General features: G+C 59.4%; 17 protein-coding genes. 10 read left to right on the forward strand and 7 right to left on the reverse strand.

Translation table 11 applies throughout. The features are described 5' to 3' along the window. The first annotated feature begins 17 nt into the window (after positions 1-17). Positions 18-830, forward strand: a complete 813-nt coding sequence (locus tag JJN09_RS11205) for a class I SAM-dependent methyltransferase (RefSeq protein WP_249490173.1) — start codon at positions 18-20, stop codon at positions 828-830. 45 nt (positions 831-875) lie between these two features. Here JJN09_RS11205 and pcsA read toward each other — a convergent pair whose 3' ends face one another. Then, on the reverse strand, positions 876-1,598 hold the full coding sequence (pcsA, locus tag JJN09_RS11210) for a phosphatidylcholine synthase (protein WP_249490174.1): 723 nt from the start codon (positions 1,596-1,598) through the stop codon (positions 876-878). Positions 1,599-1,857: 259 nt separating this feature from the next. Between pcsA and JJN09_RS11215 the strand changes: the two genes are divergently transcribed. From JJN09_RS11215 to ligD, 4 genes are all read left to right on the forward strand, one after another. Then, positions 1,858-2,604: a tellurite resistance TerB family protein gene (locus JJN09_RS11215; RefSeq protein WP_249490175.1), complete on the forward strand. Its 747-nt coding sequence runs from the start codon at positions 1,858-1,860 to the stop codon at positions 2,602-2,604. 172 nt (positions 2,605-2,776) lie between these two features. Then, positions 2,777-4,153 carry an iron-containing redox enzyme family protein gene (locus JJN09_RS11220; RefSeq protein WP_249490176.1) on the forward strand — a complete coding sequence of 459 codons (1,377 nt, stop codon included), beginning with the start codon at positions 2,777-2,779 and terminating at the stop codon, positions 4,151-4,153. An 11-nt stretch (positions 4,154-4,164) separates the two neighbouring features. Further along, the gene (locus tag JJN09_RS11225; protein WP_249490177.1) at positions 4,165-5,118 is read left to right on the forward strand and encodes a class I SAM-dependent methyltransferase; all 954 of its coding nucleotides are present in this window, start codon (positions 4,165-4,167) and stop codon (positions 5,116-5,118) included. A gap of 17 nt (positions 5,119-5,135) precedes the next feature. After that, positions 5,136-7,673 (forward strand): DNA ligase D, encoded by a 2,538-nt coding sequence (gene ligD / locus JJN09_RS11230; protein ID WP_249490178.1) that lies wholly within the window; start codon positions 5,136-5,138, stop codon positions 7,671-7,673. On the opposite strand, the gene JJN09_RS11235 is transcribed toward ligD, so the two are convergent. Both JJN09_RS11235 and JJN09_RS11240 read right to left on the reverse strand, forming a co-directional pair. Beyond that, positions 7,674-8,075 (reverse strand): hypothetical protein, encoded by a 402-nt coding sequence (locus JJN09_RS11235; RefSeq protein WP_249490179.1) that lies wholly within the window; start codon positions 8,073-8,075, stop codon positions 7,674-7,676. Between the two features lie 95 nt (positions 8,076-8,170). After that, the gene (locus JJN09_RS11240) at positions 8,171-8,485 is read right to left on the reverse strand and encodes a DUF2388 domain-containing protein (protein WP_096822876.1); all 315 of its coding nucleotides are present in this window, start codon (positions 8,483-8,485) and stop codon (positions 8,171-8,173) included. Between the two features lie 246 nt (positions 8,486-8,731). Between JJN09_RS11240 and JJN09_RS11245 the strand changes: the two genes are divergently transcribed. Then, complete coding sequence (locus tag JJN09_RS11245; protein ID WP_249490180.1) at positions 8,732-10,345, forward strand: methyl-accepting chemotaxis protein; 1,614 nt, start codon at positions 8,732-8,734, stop codon at positions 10,343-10,345. 41 nt (positions 10,346-10,386) lie between these two features. Here JJN09_RS11245 and JJN09_RS11250 read toward each other — a convergent pair whose 3' ends face one another. From JJN09_RS11250 to JJN09_RS11260, 3 genes are all read right to left on the reverse strand, one after another. Further along, the gene (locus JJN09_RS11250; protein WP_249490181.1) at positions 10,387-10,896 is read right to left on the reverse strand and encodes a hypothetical protein; all 510 of its coding nucleotides are present in this window, start codon (positions 10,894-10,896) and stop codon (positions 10,387-10,389) included. Continuing rightward, the gene (locus tag JJN09_RS11255) at positions 10,893-12,128 is read right to left on the reverse strand and encodes an AAA family ATPase (RefSeq protein ID WP_249490182.1); all 1,236 of its coding nucleotides are present in this window, start codon (positions 12,126-12,128) and stop codon (positions 10,893-10,895) included. Before JJN09_RS11255 ends, JJN09_RS11250 begins: the two co-directional genes overlap by 4 nt. Before the next feature lie 163 nt (positions 12,129-12,291). After that, positions 12,292-12,717, reverse strand: coding sequence for a nuclear transport factor 2 family protein (locus tag JJN09_RS11260; protein WP_249490183.1), 426 nt, complete (start codon positions 12,715-12,717; stop codon positions 12,292-12,294). A gap of 432 nt (positions 12,718-13,149) precedes the next feature. On the opposite strand from JJN09_RS11260, the gene mqo reads away from it, so the two are divergent. After that, entirely contained in the window at positions 13,150-14,796 is a 1,647-nt protein-coding gene (gene mqo, locus JJN09_RS11265) for a malate dehydrogenase (quinone) (RefSeq protein ID WP_096822874.1), read from the forward strand. A 67-nt stretch (positions 14,797-14,863) separates the two neighbouring features. Here mqo and JJN09_RS11270 read toward each other — a convergent pair whose 3' ends face one another. Next, on the reverse strand, positions 14,864-15,292 hold the full coding sequence (locus JJN09_RS11270) for a nuclear transport factor 2 family protein (protein WP_249490184.1): 429 nt from the start codon (positions 15,290-15,292) through the stop codon (positions 14,864-14,866). Positions 15,293-15,709: 417 nt separating this feature from the next. Between JJN09_RS11270 and JJN09_RS11275 the strand changes: the two genes are divergently transcribed. The 3 genes from JJN09_RS11275 (at position 15,710) to JJN09_RS11285 (ending at position 18,127) form a co-directional block, all read left to right on the forward strand. Next, positions 15,710-16,156, forward strand: a complete 447-nt coding sequence (locus JJN09_RS11275) for an NUDIX hydrolase (protein WP_249490185.1) — start codon at positions 15,710-15,712, stop codon at positions 16,154-16,156. A gap of 94 nt (positions 16,157-16,250) precedes the next feature. Further along, entirely contained in the window at positions 16,251-17,462 is a 1,212-nt protein-coding gene (locus JJN09_RS11280; RefSeq protein ID WP_249490186.1) for a helix-turn-helix domain-containing protein, read from the forward strand. A 32-nt stretch (positions 17,463-17,494) separates the two neighbouring features. Then, positions 17,495-18,127: a PQQ-binding-like beta-propeller repeat protein gene (locus tag JJN09_RS11285; protein ID WP_249490187.1), complete on the forward strand. Its 633-nt coding sequence runs from the start codon at positions 17,495-17,497 to the stop codon at positions 18,125-18,127. Positions 18,128-18,131 lie beyond the last annotated feature (4 nt).

The following is an 18,131-nucleotide window of genomic DNA, read 5'->3' on the forward strand; positions in this document are numbered from 1 at the left end:
TCGTGGAGCACCCATTGATGAGTACCCCCGTTGATCTCACTGCCCTGAAGGAACGCCAGAAAGTCGCCTGGGCCAGCGGCGATTACGCCGTGATCGGCACCACCCTGCAGATCGTCGGCGAAACCCTCGCTGAAGCCTGCGACCTGCGCTGCGATGAGGAAGTGCTGGACGTCGCCGCCGGCAATGGCAATGCCACGCTGGCGGCGGCGCGCCGTGGTTGTCTGGTGATGTCCACCGATTATGTCGCGGCGCTGCTGGAACGCGGCCAGGACCGGGCGCGGGCCGAGCACCTGGACGTGACGTTTCAGGTCGCCGACGCCGAAGCGCTGCCATTCGCCGATTCCAGTTTCGATGCTGTGCTGTCGACCTTCGGCGTGATGTTTGCGCCGGATCAGGCCAAAGCTGCGAAGGAACTGGCGCGGGTCTGCCGTCGTGGCGGGCGGATCGGCCTGGCCAACTGGACACCGGAAGGTTTTGTCGGCCAGATGTTCAAGACCCTCGGCCGGCATCTGCCACCGCCGCCCGGTACCCAGCCCCCGTCGAACTGGGGCGCGGAAGCGTGGCTGCATTCGCAGTTCGATGATCGCCACTTTCAAGTGCAGGTGACCCGTCGCCACTTCAACTTCCGTTATCGCTCGGCGGCGCACTTCATAGACATCTTTCGCCACTGGTACGGGCCGGTGCACAAGGCGTTCGCGGCGTTGCCGCCGGAAAGCGGGCAGGCCCTGGAAGGAGATCTGACGCAATTGATCGACGGGCTGAACCGGGCAGGGCCGGAATCGATGGTGGTGCCGAGTGAGTATCTGGAGGTGGTGATTACCAAGCGCTGAGCGCAAACCCATGTGGGAGCGAGCCTGCTCGCTCCCACGTGATTTCTATTTCAGGTGCGAAGCATCAAACCACTCCAGCGCCGTGCGCCAGATGCAGATGCCCAGGAAGTACGCCGACGCCAGCAACCACAACCCCATCACCAGCGGGTTGATCACCGGGTGGTTGATCACCAGCGACAGACTGCACAGCAGCCAGATCGCCGTTACCGCGATGTTGATCGGCATGAAGCGCCGCACGCGGAACGGGTGCAGGAATTTCATCCGGGTGATGGTCAGCAACGCCAGGCCGATCACGGTCAGGAAGGTGAGCCACGGCCCCGGACCGATGATGTACAGGCACAGCGCAACTACGTTCCAGGCAGCCGGGAAGCCGACGAAGTAGTTGTCCTTGCTCTTCATGTTGACGTTGCAGAAGCAGAACAGCGACGACACGAGAATCAGTGACACCGTCAGCAACAGCGTGTAGTCGGGCAACGGAATGTAGCGATAGATGAACAGTGCCGGAATGAACACGTAGGTCAGGTAATCGATCACCAGATCGAGGATCGACCCGTCGAAACTCGGTAGCACCGACTGCACGTTGACCTTGCGCGCCAGCGCGCCGTCGAGGCCGTCGACGATCAGCGCCACGCCCAGCCACATCAGGCAATGCACGGGCTGGTTTTCCAACAAAGCAAGGGTGGCCAGAAACGCGGTGACCACGCCGGTCGCGGTAAAGCCATGGGCGCCCCAGGCCTTGAGCCTGGCAATGTGGACGGTCGATATCACAGGGGCGTTCTCCAGAAAGTGTAGCGAGCCGGGTATCACGCTTGATTGACAAGGGTGGCGGCCAACCGGGTCGGGTTTGCAGCTATCGACCGGTCGGGCCGGGATAAGGTTCACCCTTCATGAATCTTAGCTGGCCGGGAAAATTTTTCGACGTGGAAATCGCCTCCCTGAAGCTGCGTCGGCCAAACGGTGCTGGCACAACGCGTGCGGAGGTCTATCGTTGCCTGACGCTGTTACGCCTTTGCCTGAGGACGATGTCATGAACACCAGCGATCTGCTCGAACAACTGCTGCGAGGCCAGGCCTCGGCGGGACAACAACAAAGTGGCGCTTCGGCCGGCGATGGTCTGGGTGGGCTCGGCGGTTTGCTGGGTGGCCTGCTGGGCGGCGGTGGTAGCAGCGGCGGTGGTTCGCCTGCCGGAGGATTGGGTGGCCTGGGCGGGCTGCTCGGCGGATTGCTCGGTGGCGGGGGATTGGGTGGCGGGGCGTTGGGCGGTGGTACGCAAAGTCGCACCGGTGGCACCAACTACGCGGCACTGGCTTCGCTGGGCATGATGGCTTTCCAGGCGTATCAGGCCTGGCAACGCAGTCAGGCATCAGCGGCGCCACAGCAGACACCGCAGACCGCTGACCTGTTGGCCGGCCCGCAAGTCGAGGAACATAGCCACGCGGTGCTGCGAGCCCTGATCGCGGCGGCCAAGGCTGATGGCCGGATCGACGATTCGGAAAAACACCTGATCAGCAGCGAAATCGGCCGCCATACCGACGATCCCAACCTGCAACAATGGCTGGATGCCGAAGTCGCCAAACCCCTTGATGCCAACGAAGTCGCGCAAGCCGCCAGCAACGATCCGGCAGTGGCCGCCGAAATGTACATCGCCAGTGTGATGCTGGTGGACGACCAGCAGGACGCCGAACGCAATTATCTGGATGAGCTGGCGGCGGCCTTGCAGATCGACCCTCAGTTGCAGGTGCATCTCGAACAACAGGCCAAAGGCACCGCCTGAATCCCACCTCTTACAGCCTTCGGCAGCTTCTATTCAGTAAATAGAGTTGCCGGGGGCTCTGTCCGTCCGTCCGGGCAAATTTCACGTCGATTGAATTTTTGCTGCGCGCTGCCTCTCTGCTGCTTTAGAGGCGCGTGAACCAGCGTCCTGCCAATTGACCGGGAAATCTGCCATGACTGTCCTGACACGTCTGCTATCAACACCCGCACACGCGCAACCGATCCATCCCGGTGGAGGTTTGCGCAGCCTGTATGAAGCATTGCTGTCGGGGGGAAATCCCCGTGCACTGGCGCGACCGTTTCTCGAAGAACAACTGCTGCAGGCAGCGCAATTGTCAGAGGCATTGCCGGCGGATCCTTCGTCGTGGCACGACTGGGTGGCCGCACACTGCGCCGAGGTTGCCCGGCAATACGCCGAGTATCTGCGACATCGCAAGGACGGTGGGGCGCGGCAGTTCTTCAGTGGCAAGGCTCATGCGCTGTATTTCCTGCAAGCGGTAGCTCCGACCAAACAGGTAGACGGCGCCTGGCTTTACGGACTGTTGCAGCACTGGCGCGATCCGCGTTTCAGTGGCCTGGTCTGCACCTATCTGGAAGAACTGGGTGAAGGTAATCCTGCGCAAAACCATGTGGTGATCTACCGCAAACTGCTGGCCGAACATGGCCTGGAGCACGCAGGTTCCTTGCCCGACGAGCGTTATCTGCAAGGTTCTTTGCAACTCGCGCTGGGCGCCTGTGGCGATGAATACTTGCCGGAAGTCATAGGCTACAACCTCGGGTATGAACAACTGCCCTTGCACCTGTTGATCAGCAGTTATGAGTTGAGCGAGCTGGGCATCGATCCGTATTACTTCACCCTGCACGTGACCATCGATAACGCCAGCACCGGACATGCGCACAAAGCCGTGCAGGCAGCGCTCGATCTGATGCCGCTGGAGGCCGATCGTGCCGACTTCCTGCGCCGGGTTTCGCGGGGCTATCGGCTTAACGACCTGGGGCAGGGCAGTCGCGCCATCATCGAGGGTTTCGATTTGCAGCGTGAGTTGCTGGTCATGCTCGAACGCAAGAGTGCCTTCGGCCAGCACATGCATTCGGACTACTGCCGGTTTGAAGGCAAGACCGTCAATCAATGGCTGGCCGCGCCCGAGCAACTGCCGGGATTTCTCCAGGCCCTGCAAGAAAAAGGCTGGATAAAGCGCCATCAGGACCCTCAGGCCAGCCGCTTCTGGCAATTGATCGAAGGTGATGGCGCGGCGATGTTCGGCGTGTTCAATGGCTACGAAAAACAGCTGCTGCACGACTGGATTGCCGGTGACTGGGCGCCTGCGACCCGACCGGCTCCGGCTCGGCGTCGTAGTCACGTCACCCCCGCAGTCGCGGTGTCCGCGCGGGATCCCGATGTCCAGCAATTGAATGCGGCACTGCACGGTCAGGACGGGCACGGACAAATGGCGGCGCTGATTCCCTGGCTGGCGCCGGCCCGACACTCGCATCCGGCCGGATTGCTCGCGACCCGCCGTTTCATCGAGCTCAAATCCAGTCTGGACTGAGGGAGTCGCCCATGAATCAGGAAGTATTGCTGTCCGCCGACGACCTTGTGCTGTTGCAACTGGGCCGGCGCTTGCAGGCTGACGGCTATCGATTCGTCACGCCGACGCCACTGACCCACCAGCGCGTCAATCAGCGCGACGAGGGGCAGGCGGTCGATTGCCTGCGCGATGTATTCGGCTGGTCGCGTTCGTTCGAACCCGGGTTGTTATCCGCCGACGAGCAGCGGCAATTGCAGGACGCGCAAATCCTCGAGGTCTGTGATGGGCGCCTCAAGAGTCGGGTGCGCTGGTCGAGCCTGGACGATTTACTGTTCGTGCATTCGGGGTTTCCGACCGAGGCGGCCGATTCGGTGTTCTTCGGCCCGGATACCTACCGCTTTGCCCAACTGATTCACAGCCATTTACAGCAGAGCTATGCCCCGATCCTGCGCGCCGTGGACATCGGTTGTGGCGCGGGTGTCGGTGCGATTGTGATAGCCCGTGCTCGTCGTCAGGCACAGGTGCTGGCGCTCGACATCAACCCTGCCGCGTTGCGCCTGACGACCATCAACGCGGCGCTGGCGGAAGTGGCCAACGTCGAAGTACTGGCCAGTGACGTGTTGCAAGGCGTGGAGGGCGAGTTCGATCTGATCGTTGCCAACCCGCCGTATATGGCGGACCCGGCGGGACGCGCTTATCGCCACGGAGGTGGGACGCTGGGCGCGGGGTTGTCGTTGCGCATCGTCGAGCAGGCGCTCAATCGCCTGGCGCCCGGAGGCTCGCTGCTGCTCTACACCGGTGTGGCGATGGTCGATGGCCGTGATCCGTTTATCGACACCGTGGTGCCGCGGCTGGACGCATCGCGGTTCTGCTGGACTTACCGTGAGCTGGATCCCGATGTCTTTGGCGAAGAGTTGTTGAATGTCGGCTATCAACGGGTCGAACGGATCGCCGTGGTGGCACTGACCGTGACCCGAACTGGATGAAACAAGGCAGGTGCGCCATGAGCAGGAACCTCGACGACTACAACCGCATGCGCGACTTCTCGGCGACCTCGGAACCGGCGGCAGTCAAGCAGCGGGGCAAGCAGGCCGGCGTCGATCACGCGTTGCAGTTCTGCATCCAGAAACACGACGCGTCGCACCTGCACTACGACTTTCGCCTGGAACTCGACGGAGCGCTCAAAAGCTGGGCGGTGCCCAAGGGGCCGTCGCTGGATCCCAAGGTCAAGCGGCTGGCCGTCCACGTCGAAGACCATCCGTTGGATTACGCGACCTTCGAAGGCAGCATTCCTGAAGGGCATTACGGCGCCGGGGATGTGATCGTCTGGGATCGCGGTGTGTGGATCCCGCTGGAAGACCCGCAGAAGGCCTACGCCAAGGGCAAGCTCAAGTTCGAGCTGCAAGGCGAGAAGCTCGGCGGCATCTGGAATCTGGTGCGCACCCACATGCCGGGCAAGCAGGAGCAATGGTTTCTGATCAAGCATCAGGACACCGCCGCCCGGCCGCAAAACGATTACGACGTGCTGGTCGCCGAGCCGGACAGCGTGCTCAGCGAGCGAACCCTGGTCGACAAGCCCAAACTCGACGCCAGACAAGTCAAACCGCTTAAAAAACCAACGCGCAAACCGGCTTCGGGAAAGCTTGTCGGCGCACACAAGGCCCGGATTCCCGCGCAGTTGAAGCCGCAACTGGCCACGCTGGTGGACAGTGCGCCGGCGGGAGACTGGAGCTACGAAATCAAGTTCGACGGCTACCGGATCATGGCGCGCATCGATCATGACGACGTGCAGTTGTTCACCCGTAACGGCCATGACTGGACGCACAAACTGCCTGAGCAAGCCCGGGCGCTCGCCGCGCTGGGGCTGGAATCGGCCTGGCTTGACGGTGAAATGGTCGTCGCCAACGAAGAGGGTGTTCCCGATTTCCAAGCGCTGCAGAACGCCTTCGAAGCCAGCCGCAGCGCCAACATCATTTATTACCTGTTCGACCTGCCTTACCTCAACGGTGTCGACCTGCGCGAAGTGCCGGTGGAAGAGCGACGCGCCGCGCTGGCCACGGTATTGAAGGCACACAAGGATCCGCTGTTGCGCTTCTCCGAAGCCTTTGACGAAACCCCGGAGGCGTTGCTCAACAGCGCCTGCCAGATGCAGATGGAAGGCTTGATCGGCAAGCGCATCGGCTCGCCTTATGTGTCACGGCGCAGCAGCGACTGGATCAAGCTCAAGTGCAAGCATCGTCAGGAATTCGTGATTGTCGGCTACACCGACCCCAAGGGTTCGCGCAGCGCGTTCGGCGCTTTGTTGCTGGGGCTGCATGATCGCGACAGCGGTGAATTGCGCTATGCCGGCAAGGTTGGCACCGGTTTCAATGAGGCCACATTGAAAAGCCTCCTCGCGCAGTTGAAGCCATTGCGGGCGAAGAAACCGGCCGTGGTCAACCCGCCGAGTGGCTTCGAGGTCAAAGGCGTGCACTGGCTGAAACCGAGCCAGTTGGCGGAAGTCGCGTTTGCCGAAATGACTCAGGATGGCTCGGTGCGTCACGCGGTGTTTCATGGCGTGCGTGAGGACAAACCGGCCAAGGACATCACTGAGGAGCGAGCCAAAACCATGAAGACGTCAAAGACTCAAGCCACCGCGCCGTCCCAATCCGGCCTGGCTGACGACAAGGTGCGGATCACCCACCCCGACCGGGTGATCGACGCGAGCAGCGGCACCACAAAGATGCAACTGGCCGAGTATTACGCCAGCGTCGCCGAATGGATCCTGCCGCAACTCAAGGATCGCCCGGTGGCGCTGGTGCGGGCGCCGGACGGAATCGCCGGTGAATTGTTCTTCCAGAAAAACGCCGAGCATCTGGCGATCCCCGGTATTCGTACGCTGGACAAGCACGTCACCGGGCAACCGGTGATGCTGATCAACAACGCCGAAGCCCTGATCGGTGCGGTTCAGATGAGCACCGTCGAACTTCACACCTGGAACGCCACCACGGTGGACCTGGAGAAACCCGACCGTTTCGTCCTCGACCTCGACCCCGATCCTGCGTTGCCTTGGAAAAGCATGGTCGAAGCCACAGCCATGACCCTGACCGTGCTGGAAGAACTGGGTTTGCGGGCATTCCTCAAGACCAGTGGCGGCAAGGGCATTCATCTGGTGGTGCCGCTGATCCGCAAGCAAGGCTGGGACGAGGTCAAGGATTTCAGCCATGCCATCGTCAGTCACATGGCCAAGTTGTTGCCGGAACGGTTTTCGGCGGTGTCCGGGCCGAAGAACCGGGTGGGGCGGATCTTCATCGATTACCTGCGCAACGGTCTCGGCGCCACCACCATTTGCGCCTACGCGGCGCGCACACGGGAAGGGCTGCCAGTATCGGTGCCGCTGTTTATCGATGAAGTGAAAGAGATCAAGGGCGGCAATCAGTGGAATATTCATAACGTCCACGAACGACTGGCGGATGTCGGTGATGAGCCCTGGGCGGACATGAAGACAACCCGCCAGAGCATCACGGCCGAGATGCGCAAACGGGTCGGCATGAAAAAATGATCAGGTGTCGCGCAGCAAGTCGTGGGCGTTGAGCAATTGGTAGGCGACTTCCGGATGCTTTTTCAGACCGCGACGGATGGCGGCCGGAATGGATTGTTTTGTCTTGCGGCAGAGCCCCGGCAGTTCATCGATCCTGATTTCGATCCCGAGCATGGTTTTGACCACGTTGTCACCGGGGGAGATTTCCACGCGAATACCCAACTGCTCGAACATCCTGCCTTGCAGGCGCTCAAGATCGGCCAGACTTTGCAGGTTTTCCAGACGATCGAGCAGGCGTTTTTCTTCCTGTCGGGTCAGTAACAGGATGCGTACATCTGCGCCAGGATTTTCCAGCAGCGGATCGCGCCCGCAGTCGCAGGCGCCGGGCGGGCAGGGTGAGCGGATCGGGGCGGAAATCGTCATGGCCTCCATCATAGAGGCCGTTCGACGATTTTGCCCATGGTCACCCGGCTGCCGTCCATCGGCAGAGTGCTGATTGGCGACGTCGAGCGTGAGGCTTACTGCGACAAGCCTTCGTAATGAACCAGGATGGCGTTGGCCAGCTCTTCATCGCTGGCATTCAGGCCGGGATTGTCCTGGCGCACCTGTTGCAGCACCGACTCCAGATACACACCACGGATGGCACCGCCGCTGGCGACGAAGGCGGACAGGTCGTCACGGGCCGGAATCACCATTTTGTGATCTTTGAAGGTGGAGTACAGCGACGCTGAAACACCCGCCGAAGTAGCGACATCTCCCGCATCCACACGGGCGAAGGCCGAACCAAAGGGCAGGCACAGCACAAGAGACGAAACGAGTAATAAACGACGCATGACGGTTTCCTCCAGCAGCGTAAAGCGAAAAGGAAGTACCACATAATGTGAGAGGTGCTGCGTGGCTTGGGAGTTCCATGCGCCGGAACAAGTTCTCGGGGCTGCAAACCGATAACTGCCGCACACTATTCTTTTTTACCGGATGTGACGACACACGTTGCGACGCTCTAACCCGGCGGGTTCGCGGAAATAGGCTTAACTGAAGCTTTGAAAGCGCTGTGCGGCGCGACCAGGGAGGAAATCACCGTGTCGATCAAACTGCGTTTGGTGTTGCTGATCGCGACCAGCCTGCTTACGGCGTTGATCGTGAGCCTGGTCAGTTATGTCGGCAACCAGCGGATGGCTTCGGCGGTCAGTGATAACGCGGTCAGCATGAGCGCGCTGCGCAACCACATGGAAGCCGACATGATGCACGACGCCCTGCGCGCCGATGTCTATTCGGCGATGCTCGTGGGGCTGGGAAAAAGCACCAGCACGGCGGACGAGGTGCGCAGTTCCGTCGAAGAGCACGCTGCGCATTTTCGCGAGGTGCTGGGCGAGAACCTGAAACTGCCGCTCGACGCCACGATCCGGACCGCACTGGAGCAGATTCGCCCCAGTCTCGACACCTACATCAACGCCGGTGAGCGGATCGTCGGGCTGGCACTGGACAACCCGGACACGGCGCAACAGGAACTCGGCACGTTCAGCGCCGCGTTCAGCCAGCTCGAAGAGCAGATGGCGTCCCTGAGCGAGTTGATCGAAACCAATACCCGGCAGACCAGCCAGGGCACCGAAGCCGCGATCCGCAACGCCAACATCGCCCTTGGGATCGTGCTGATCGCTAGCCTGTTACTGCTTTTGGCTCAGGGCCGCTGGGTGATCCTGAGCATCACCGGCCCGCTGAAGACTGCCAGTCGCATCGCGGAAAGCATCGCCCATGGCAATCTCAGCGAGCCAATCGCCGAGCCTTCGGGCAAGGACGAGGCCAGCGTGCTGATTCGTACACTGGCGACCATGCAGCGGGACTTGCGCGACATGATCGGCGTGGTTCGCCACAACGCTCACGGCGTCAGCGGCATGAGCGAGCAACTGAGTCACGGCTGCCATCAGGTGGCCGACAGCAGCCAGCAACAAAGCACCGCTGCTGGCACCATGGCTGCGGCCGCGAGCCAGATGACCGCCAGCATCGAAGAAATCACCCGCCACGCCGAACGGGCGTTGAACATGGCCAGCCAGGCCGAGTCACTGGCGAAAAACGGCGGGCAGGTGATCCATCAGGTGGTCAGCGACATGGACGACATCGCCCGTTCCGCCCAGCAGTCGGCGCAGGTGATCCGCACGCTGGATCTGGAGTCCGAAGGCATCTTCAACATCATCCAAGTGATCAAGAGCATCGCCGACCAGACCAACCTGTTGGCACTCAACGCGGCCATCGAAGCGGCCCGAGCGGGCGAGCAGGGCAGGGGGTTTGCCGTGGTCGCCGATGAAGTGCGCAGCCTTGCCGCTCGCACCAGCGCCTCAACCCAGGAAATCGCCGCGATGGTCGCACGGATCCAGAACAGCACCCGCGAAGCGGTCAGCAGCATGGAGGCGGGCGTGGCCCTGGTCGACAAAGGCATGGCGGTCACCGCCGACGTCGAGCGCGCCATCCGCGAAATCCTCGAAGCCACCCTGAACACCACGCAACTGGTCAACGACATCACCCGCACCATTGGCGAACAGAGCCAGGCGAGCAACGAAATCGCCCATCAGGTGGAGATGATTGCCGGCATGTCGGAGGGCAACAGCAAAGTGATCGGCGAGACGGCGAATACGACGGATGAGTTGTCGAGCCTGGCGGGGCGGCTGGCGCAGTCGGTGGATCGGTTTCGGTTGTGATGCGAATACAGTTTTTGCTTAAGGTGGGCTGAGCAAGCGGATCACTGATCCGCTTTTCGCCGCACATTGATAGTTGCCTCAACCTTGAGTCTGAAATTGTACTTTGAGTTGAAACGATTCTTTGCGTTGAGTTCTGGTTTAACGAAGGGTGACTTTTTGTTGCAGACGTAGGCGATTTTGGGGTGGTAGTCAGCCAGGAATTGCTCGCCGTGTGCATCAATCAAAAATTGAATAGTCGACTCCAATTGTTTGATCCCTTGGCCTTGCCAGCCCCCTCCATCTCGGTCTTTCAACTCAACAAGGTAAAGCGCGTCATCAGTCCTCAGCATGCAGTCACATCGATCCCGACCTTTTTCCTCACCGTCTTTGATCACGCATTTGTCAATCGCGGTAAACACGATCGATTTTTGGAGAGGATTCAATACCGAGGCTATCCATTCTTTCTGGTTTCCTGTGTCGACATAAGCCACTGGAAACTCTTGATCGTCACGCAGCCCAAATTCGGCATCAGTAAACGGACCTGTCTGGCAGCGGATATCAAAAAAATTCATCCTTTCAGCTCATCCTCGATATCAAGGAGCGCATCAAATAAATCATTGCCTTCTTGCAAGGATCTGTTCAGAAAATTGTCATCGGAAGGAATGCCATCAACCATTGGCAGCTTCTTTATAGATCCGGTTTTTTCGTCGGCTTGGTAAATCGCCAACTCATCGATGTCCACTAGCGCATGCAAGGGAATAACCGCTGCGAGTTTAGGGAGCAGCTCCTTATCGCGTTTTTCCTTGAGAATGCTGTCCTGCAGGTGTTTGCCTTGTACGGCAATCGTCAGGTAATTCACCACATAGGGGCTATGAGTTGTCATCACCAGGCGGTTGTTCTGTCCGTGATTGAAATGCAAGAGGCTCTGCAAGACACTCCATTGCGATTGTGGGTACAGATTCTGCTCGGGCTCTTCGACGATATTGATAAACGCTGATTTGTTGAATCTGGAAGACAATGTGGAGAGCGCGATACGTCTTTGCTCTTCAGTCAGCGAATCAATGGAAAAGATCTGTTTAACTTCTTTTCTGAACCGATCCAGTTCATCGGCACTCATGGTCTCCTGTCGCTCTTCGCTGCGTTCTTGAACCGCGTTGGACAGGTAGTGGCTCACCAGATGCAATGGCACGGCAGACTGAAAACCACTGGAGGCATCTGCCAACCGGAGTTTGTAGTCTGATTCACGAATGTTGAGGATATCGTTCAGCTTGTCGTATTCGAGTTCTGCCTGATTGATAGGCAGCAGCAGAGCGCCCTTCATATTGGCTTTGGCTGCATCGAACTCGGTCAGGAACTCCTTGAGCGAGTCAGAGGACAATTTCAGTTCGCGCGGGTGCCTGACATAGGAGATAAAGTTGCGCTCGGCAGGCACGTACATGATCTGAGGCAAATGGTAGCCACCACCTTTTGATTCAGAGATATGCAGCTGTCCCCGCAGAAAATGAATCGAGTAGGCCTCGCCCTCGTATTCGATCTCTGTTGCATCAGTGAGGTAGTGCTCTAGCCTGTGATAAGTCAAAAAAGGTTTGATGAATTTGTTCTTTCTCTCGAACCATTTTTTTTCGTAATCACCCCGCACCAACGCCTTTTCGATCCAGGAGAAGGTCGAGTAGAGCTTGGCCAGCGTACTTTTCCCGGAGCCCTGGTTGCCCACGAACACGGTCACGCGTTTGAACTCTATCCAGCCTTCGTTCTTCACACCATCGCGGATAGGGCCAAAATGCTTGACGCGTAGTCGGGTCATTGATCACTCCATAAGGACGAGCTTTTACGGTATAGCGGTGCAGCATATCAGGGCGGGGGATAAACGGGAGTGCCAAATCAGAACGAAAAGTACAGATACGAACAGGGTTGTCTTGAAGACATAAAGGCTCTGGCGAAGCAATTGCCAGAGCCTTTTTTCATCATCAGAACTTGTAAGCCTGACGGCCCACCAGCAACCACTTGCCAGCCTGCTTCTGCCAGATCTGAAGGTTCTCGATTTCGGTCGGTACGACCTCGGTGCCTTTGATGGCCTGCCCCGAAAAATGGTGGCGAACCAGCGCGGTGTCACCGGAGAGGGTGATGGTCTGTTTCTGCATTTCCAGGGTCTTGAACGCGCTCTTGCCGGTTTCGATATCGGCAATGAAATCCTTCTTGTCCTGAATCTTGCCGCTGGAATGGCCGTAGGTGAGGTTGTCGGCGGTCAGGGAGTTCAGTTCGGCGATATCCTTGTGCAGCATCGCCTGGGTCAGGTGGTCGACTGCCTGGGCGACCTCTTGTTCCGCCGGCGCAGCGGCGACATAGCCACTGAAGAGGCAGAGCAGACCGAGCAGCATTTTGGTTTTGTTCATGGGTTTTCCTTATTGTTATAGATCATCGAAGCGACTGAGCTATTTGTCAGTCGTCGTACAACTTAGCAGGAATGCACCGGCGTTAGAAAGCGCTTGAGGAACCCATCGAAAACTATCCGGTCGCGAACAGACGCGCGGGTTTGTCCTGACGTGATATTCTTCGCCCCACTTGGTTTGACCTAATTCAGTCTGGCGCGCTTTTCGGCGAGCCGACCGAACCCCTGTCGCTCAAGTAGCTGAAGCCAATAATGATAAGAAGTCAGTTCAGAAGGGACATATAACTGAGGTCGACGCAGCCTGTCGGCCTTGTGTGCCCACCCGTCAAAATTGAAGTGTGCCGGAACCCGCGACGCTGGCCTGAGTGTCGCGAACAAGGGGAACTCATACGTACAACAGCGGCGGGCGGAAGGCGTTTTATCATAGGTGCAACAGATGTTTAAAAAAGTGAACACAGCCTTGCTGGGGCTGGCTTTGGCGATGGGGATGTCGTCCGCCAATGCCGAAGAAGCAAAGAAAGTCGACGTCCTGCTGATCGGCGGCGGCATCATGAGCACCACCCTGGGTGTGTGGATCAATGAGCTGGAACCGACCTGGTCGATGGAAATGGTCGAGCGCCTCGACGGCGTCGCCCTGGAGAGCTCCAACGGCTGGAACAACGCCGGTACTGGTCACTCCGCACTGGCCGAACTGAACTACACCCCGGAAGACGAGAACGGCAAAGTGTCGATCCCGAAAGCCGTCGAAATCAACGAAGCGTTCCAGGTTTCGCGTCAGTTCTGGGCCTGGCAGGTTCAGCAAGGCGTCCTGAAGGACCCTCGCTCGTTCATCAACACCACTCCGCACATGAGCTTCGTGTGGGGCGATGACAACATCAAGTTCCTGAAAAAGCGCTACGAAGCCCTGCAAGCGAGCCCGCTGTTCGCCGGCATGCAGTACTCCGAAGACCCGGCTGTGATCAAGAAGTGGGTTCCGCTGATGATGGAAGGGCGTGACCCGAACCAGAAAATCGCGGCCACCTGGAGCCCGCTGGGTACCGACATGAACTTCGGCGAAATCACCCGCCAGTTCGCCGGTTACCTGCAGACCAAGCCTAACTTCAGCATGAAGCTGTCGAGCGAAGTACAGGACATCACCAAGAACGCCGATGGCACCTGGCGCGTCAGCTACAAGAACCTGAAAGACGGCACCAAGACTGAAACCGACGCCAAGTTCGTGTTCATCGGCGCCGGCGGCGGTGCTCTGCACCTGCTGCAGAAGTCCGGTATCGAAGAAGCCAAGGAATATGCTGGCTTCCCGGTAGGCGGCTCGTTCCTGGTGACCGATAACCCGGCCATCGCCGAGCAGCACCTGGCCAAGGCTTACGGTAAAGCTTCGGTTGGCGCGCCTCCGATGTCCGTTCCGCACCTGGACACCCGTGTCCTGGACGGCAAGCGCGTCATCCTGTTTGGCCCGTTCGCAACCTTCAGCACCAAGTTCCTGAAGGAAGGTTCGTACCTGGACCTGCTGACCAGCACCACTACCCACAACATCTGGCCTATGACCAAGGTCGGCATCAAGGAATACCCGCTGGTCGAGTACCTGGCCGGTCAACTGATGCTGTCGGATGAAGACCGTCTGAACGCGCTGAAGGAATACTTCCCGAACGCCAAAGCCGAAGACTGGCGCCTGTGGCAAGCCGGCCAACGCGTGCAAATCATCAAGCGTGATGAAGCCGCTGGCGGCGTGCTGAAACTGGGCACCGAAATCGTTGCTTCGAAAGACGGCTCCATCGCCGGTCTGCTGGGCGCATCGCCAGGCGCATCGACCGCTGCACCGATCATGCTGAGCGTGCTGCAGAAAGTCTTCAAAGACAAAGTCGCTACCCCTGAGTGGCAAGCCAAGCTGCACCAGATCGTTCCAAGCTACGGCACCCAGCTGAACAACGATCCAGCCAAAGTGGCTGAAGAGTGGGCTTACACCGCCAAGATCCTGCAACTGCCAACCCCACCGGTGATTGGTCAGGCTGCAGCTCCAGCGGCGGAAGCGGCTGACAAGGCTAAAGCTCCAAAGGAAAACGCTGCACGTGACATGGCTCTGTAATTCAGACGCCTGACACACAAAGCCCACTGAACCGGTAACGGTCAGTGGGCTTTTTTGTGTCCGGATTTCAGGCTTTGGCGGCGGCCAGATAGGTCCCCAACCGCCGGCCCATTTCCTCTCCCAACGCTTGCAATCCACTCAACGGCCTTACCATCACCTCGAATTCAACAATCTTTCCCTGTTTATCAAACCGGATCATGTCGATACCCTTGAGCTCTTTCGACCCAACCTTTGCACTGAACTCCAGCACCACATTCAAACCATCAGCCGTCGCCAGTTCACGGTGGTATTTGAAGTCTTCAAACACTTCGAACACGGTGTTCAGGATCATCGCCACCACCGGTGCGCCGGGGTAAGGCGTGTGGGCCATCGGCGAGCGGAATACGGCTTTGGGGTCGAGCAGGTCGGGCAGGGCTTTCAAGTTGCCGGTGCGGATCATCTCGTGCCAGCGATTCAGGGATTCGGCGGCGTTGGGGTGCAGGTTCAGGTCGGTCATGGTTTCACTCCTGTATTTTTGTTGTTCTTTGCGCGGCGACCATGACTCTAGATCAAAGCGGCGTAATGGAAACCTTCTGTACCGATCTGAATGTCGACACATGAGTGGGCCAAATCCATCTGATCCGCTTTTTCCTGTTGAATCTGCATCTGTAACCATCTCAGCCATCGGCCCAAAATACCCTTGCCGTTCGGCCACACGCGACGCGCTTCATTCCGAAGCACCCGGTGCGCCGGACATTCAGTATTCAGGAGGCCTTCATGGCTAAGATGGCGTTTTTCCTCGGCGGCTTTCTCGTGTTGACCATCATGATTGGCGTTCTGGCCACGATTTCTCCGGTCTGACGCTTACCTGACACCTTCCATGGGGCGTGTGATCTAATGCCGGGCTTTTCATCCAGCAAACGGACTTCACCCCATGGCCGAACCGCGTATCCGCGCACTTGCATTGTGTGTCTTTCAGCACAACGGCAACATTCTGGTTAACCGCTTCCACGACCCGGTCGCAGACAAAACCTTCTACCGGCCCATTGGGGGCGGTATCGAGTTTGGTGAAACCAGTCGCGAGGCCATCGTGCGCGAAGTGCAGGAAGAGTTGGGCCTTTCCATGAAGGATCTGCGCCTGCTCGGCACGCTTGAAAGCCTCTTCGTCTACAACGGCAAACCGGGACATGAAATTGTTCAGGTGTATGACGCCCGCTTTGACGATGCGCAGGTCTACGAGCAATCGCAGATCGTCGGTCACGAAAGCGACGGTTCTCCGTTCACCGCAAGCTGGCAAGGCAGCTCAAGTTTCACTGAGCAATCACCGCTGGTGCCCGTCGGTTTGCAGGCGTTGCTCAAGAGTGCCGCCATCCTCGACTGAGTACGCAGTCACACGATCACCCAGACAAAACCGCATTCGGTATTAGACTCCACCCACGATCTGATACCTGAAACCTTGCCATGTCGGACTCTCCATGGACTCGCTGATCAACGCCGCCGGCCGCGCACTGGCGGCGGGTGATCCGCTGGCGGCGCTGAATTTCGTGGCCCTGCGCGAAGATCCTCCAGCACTCGCCCTGCGCGGGATCGCCATGGCCCAGCTCGGCGACATGACACGGGCCAAGACATTGCTGCAGCGGGCGGTGAAAGCGTTCGGCGCCAATGAGCCGTTGTCTCGGGCGCGCTGCGTGGTGGCCGAGGCCGAAGTGGCACTGGCGACGCGGGATCTAGGCTGGCCGGTGAAGGCGCTGGAGGCGGCGCGACGGGCCTTGCACGATCACGGCGACTGGCTCAATGCAGCGCACGCGCGCTATTTGCAGATTCGTCGGTTGTTGTTGATCGGGCAGTTGGACGACGCTGATGCGCTGCTCGCTGAACTCGTTCCTGCACCGTTGCCGCCAGCCCTGCACGCCGTCCATGAACTGATGAGCGCCGGAATCGCGTTGCGCCGGGTGCAGGCGCACAAGGCGCAAATGACGTTGGAACGTGCGCAACGAGCGGCGCAGTTGGCGGGCATTCCAGCGCTGTCGGCGGAGATCGAACATGCCCTGCAAATGCTCGAGGTTCCCGCCGCCCGATTGACTGTTGCCGGTCAGATGCAAGCAGTGACACTTGCGCAGGTTGAAGCGTTGTTTGCATTGCCGACGCTGGTGATTGATGCCTGTCGCTACAGCGTGCGCGGTGCAGGCATGACGGTGGCGCTGGCCAAGCGACCGGTGTTGTTCAACATCATTCGGTTGCTTGCCGAAGCCTGGCCGGGGGATGCTCCCCGAGAGACGCTGGTCGCCAAGGCCTTTCGATTGAAGCTCGATGATGAATCCCACCGCGTCCGTTTGCGGGTCGAGATCGGTCGATTGCGCGCAGCATTGCGACCACTGGCCGAAATCACCGCGACTTCCCGTGGCTATGCGCTGGTGGCGCAAGACGTGGCGCTCCTGACGTTACCGCTCGAAGACAAACACGCCGCATTGCTGGCGCTGCTCGCCGATGGCGAGGCGTGGTCGAGCTCGGCACTTGCGCTCGCACTGGGCAGTAGCCAGCGTCAGGTACAGCGAGCGCTGGAAACGTTGGCGGTGCAAGACAAGGTCCAGGCGTTCGGTGTCGGCCGTGCACGTCGCTGGTTGACACCGCCAGTGCCGGGTTTCGCGACGATCTTGTTACTCCCGGTATCGCTGGGAAATGGCTAGGCTGGACTCACCCACTCAACGAGGAAGCCAGCATGAAACACGCAAACGCAGAAATCCTTCGTGAATACGGCCCGTTCGAAGGCATCGACGGTGTTCACGGCGTGACCTTTGATGGTCAGCAAGTCTGGTTCGCCAGTGACGGCCAGCTCAATGCGCTGGACCCGGCCAGCGGCGAAACCGTGCGCACGATCAAGGTCGGTGCCGATGGCGGGACCGCGTTCGACGGCAAACACCTTTTTCAGATTGCCGACCGTCGAATCCACAAGATCGACCCAGCCACCGGGCGCGTGCTCCACACCATTCCAGCCCCCGGCGACGGCGGCGATTCGGGCATGGCCTGGGCCGAGGGCTCGTTGTGGGTAGGGCAGTATCGCGACCGCAAGATTCATCAAATCGATCCGGAAACCGGGAAAATCCTCCGTACCCTCGAATCAAACCGCTTTGTCACCGGTGTGACCTGGGTCGACGGTGCGCTGTGGCATGGCACCTGGGAAGGCGAAGAGAGTGAGATCCGGCGGATCGATCCGGGCAGCGGCGAAGTACTGGAAAGTCTGGCGTTGCCCGCCGGGATCGGCGTCTCCGGACTGGAGGCCGATGGCGGTGAGCGCTTCTACTGCGGCGGTGGCAACAGCAGCAAGGTGCGGGCCGTGCGTCGGCCGAAGTGAGGCG

It is taken from the genome of Pseudomonas sp. HS6, from assembly GCF_023375815.1.
Lineage (GTDB): Bacteria > Pseudomonadota > Gammaproteobacteria > Pseudomonadales > Pseudomonadaceae > Aquipseudomonas.

Bases quoted from the DNA above. Each gene is read 5' to 3' on its own strand.
- JJN09_RS11250 (WP_249490181.1), bottom strand. From the start codon at position 10,896: ATGAATTTTTTTGATATCCGCTGCCAGACAGGTCCGTTTACTGATGCC.
- JJN09_RS11235 (WP_249490179.1), bottom strand. From the start codon at position 8,075: ATGACGATTTCCGCCCCGATCCGCTCACCCTGCCCGCCCGGCGCCTGC.
- mqo (WP_096822874.1), top strand. From the start codon at position 13,150: ATGTTTAAAAAAGTGAACACAGCCTTGCTGGGGCTGGCTTTGGCGATG.
- JJN09_RS11205 (WP_249490173.1), top strand. From the start codon at position 18: ATGAGTACCCCCGTTGATCTCACTGCCCTGAAGGAACGCCAGAAAGTC.
- JJN09_RS11225 (WP_249490177.1), top strand. From the start codon at position 4,165: ATGAATCAGGAAGTATTGCTGTCCGCCGACGACCTTGTGCTGTTGCAA.
- JJN09_RS11215 (WP_249490175.1), top strand. From the start codon at position 1,858: ATGAACACCAGCGATCTGCTCGAACAACTGCTGCGAGGCCAGGCCTCG.
- JJN09_RS11275 (WP_249490185.1), top strand. From the start codon at position 15,710: ATGGCCGAACCGCGTATCCGCGCACTTGCATTGTGTGTCTTTCAGCAC.
- JJN09_RS11240 (WP_096822876.1), bottom strand. From the start codon at position 8,485: ATGCGTCGTTTATTACTCGTTTCGTCTCTTGTGCTGTGCCTGCCCTTT.
- JJN09_RS11270 (WP_249490184.1), bottom strand. From the start codon at position 15,292: ATGACCGACCTGAACCTGCACCCCAACGCCGCCGAATCCCTGAATCGC.
- ligD (WP_249490178.1), top strand. From the start codon at position 5,136: ATGAGCAGGAACCTCGACGACTACAACCGCATGCGCGACTTCTCGGCG.
- JJN09_RS11280 (WP_249490186.1), top strand. From the start codon at position 16,251: ATGGACTCGCTGATCAACGCCGCCGGCCGCGCACTGGCGGCGGGTGAT.
- JJN09_RS11285 (WP_249490187.1), top strand. From the start codon at position 17,495: ATGAAACACGCAAACGCAGAAATCCTTCGTGAATACGGCCCGTTCGAA.
- JJN09_RS11255 (WP_249490182.1), bottom strand. From the start codon at position 12,128: ATGACCCGACTACGCGTCAAGCATTTTGGCCCTATCCGCGATGGTGTG.
- JJN09_RS11220 (WP_249490176.1), top strand. From the start codon at position 2,777: ATGACTGTCCTGACACGTCTGCTATCAACACCCGCACACGCGCAACCG.
- JJN09_RS11260 (WP_249490183.1), bottom strand. From the start codon at position 12,717: ATGAACAAAACCAAAATGCTGCTCGGTCTGCTCTGCCTCTTCAGTGGC.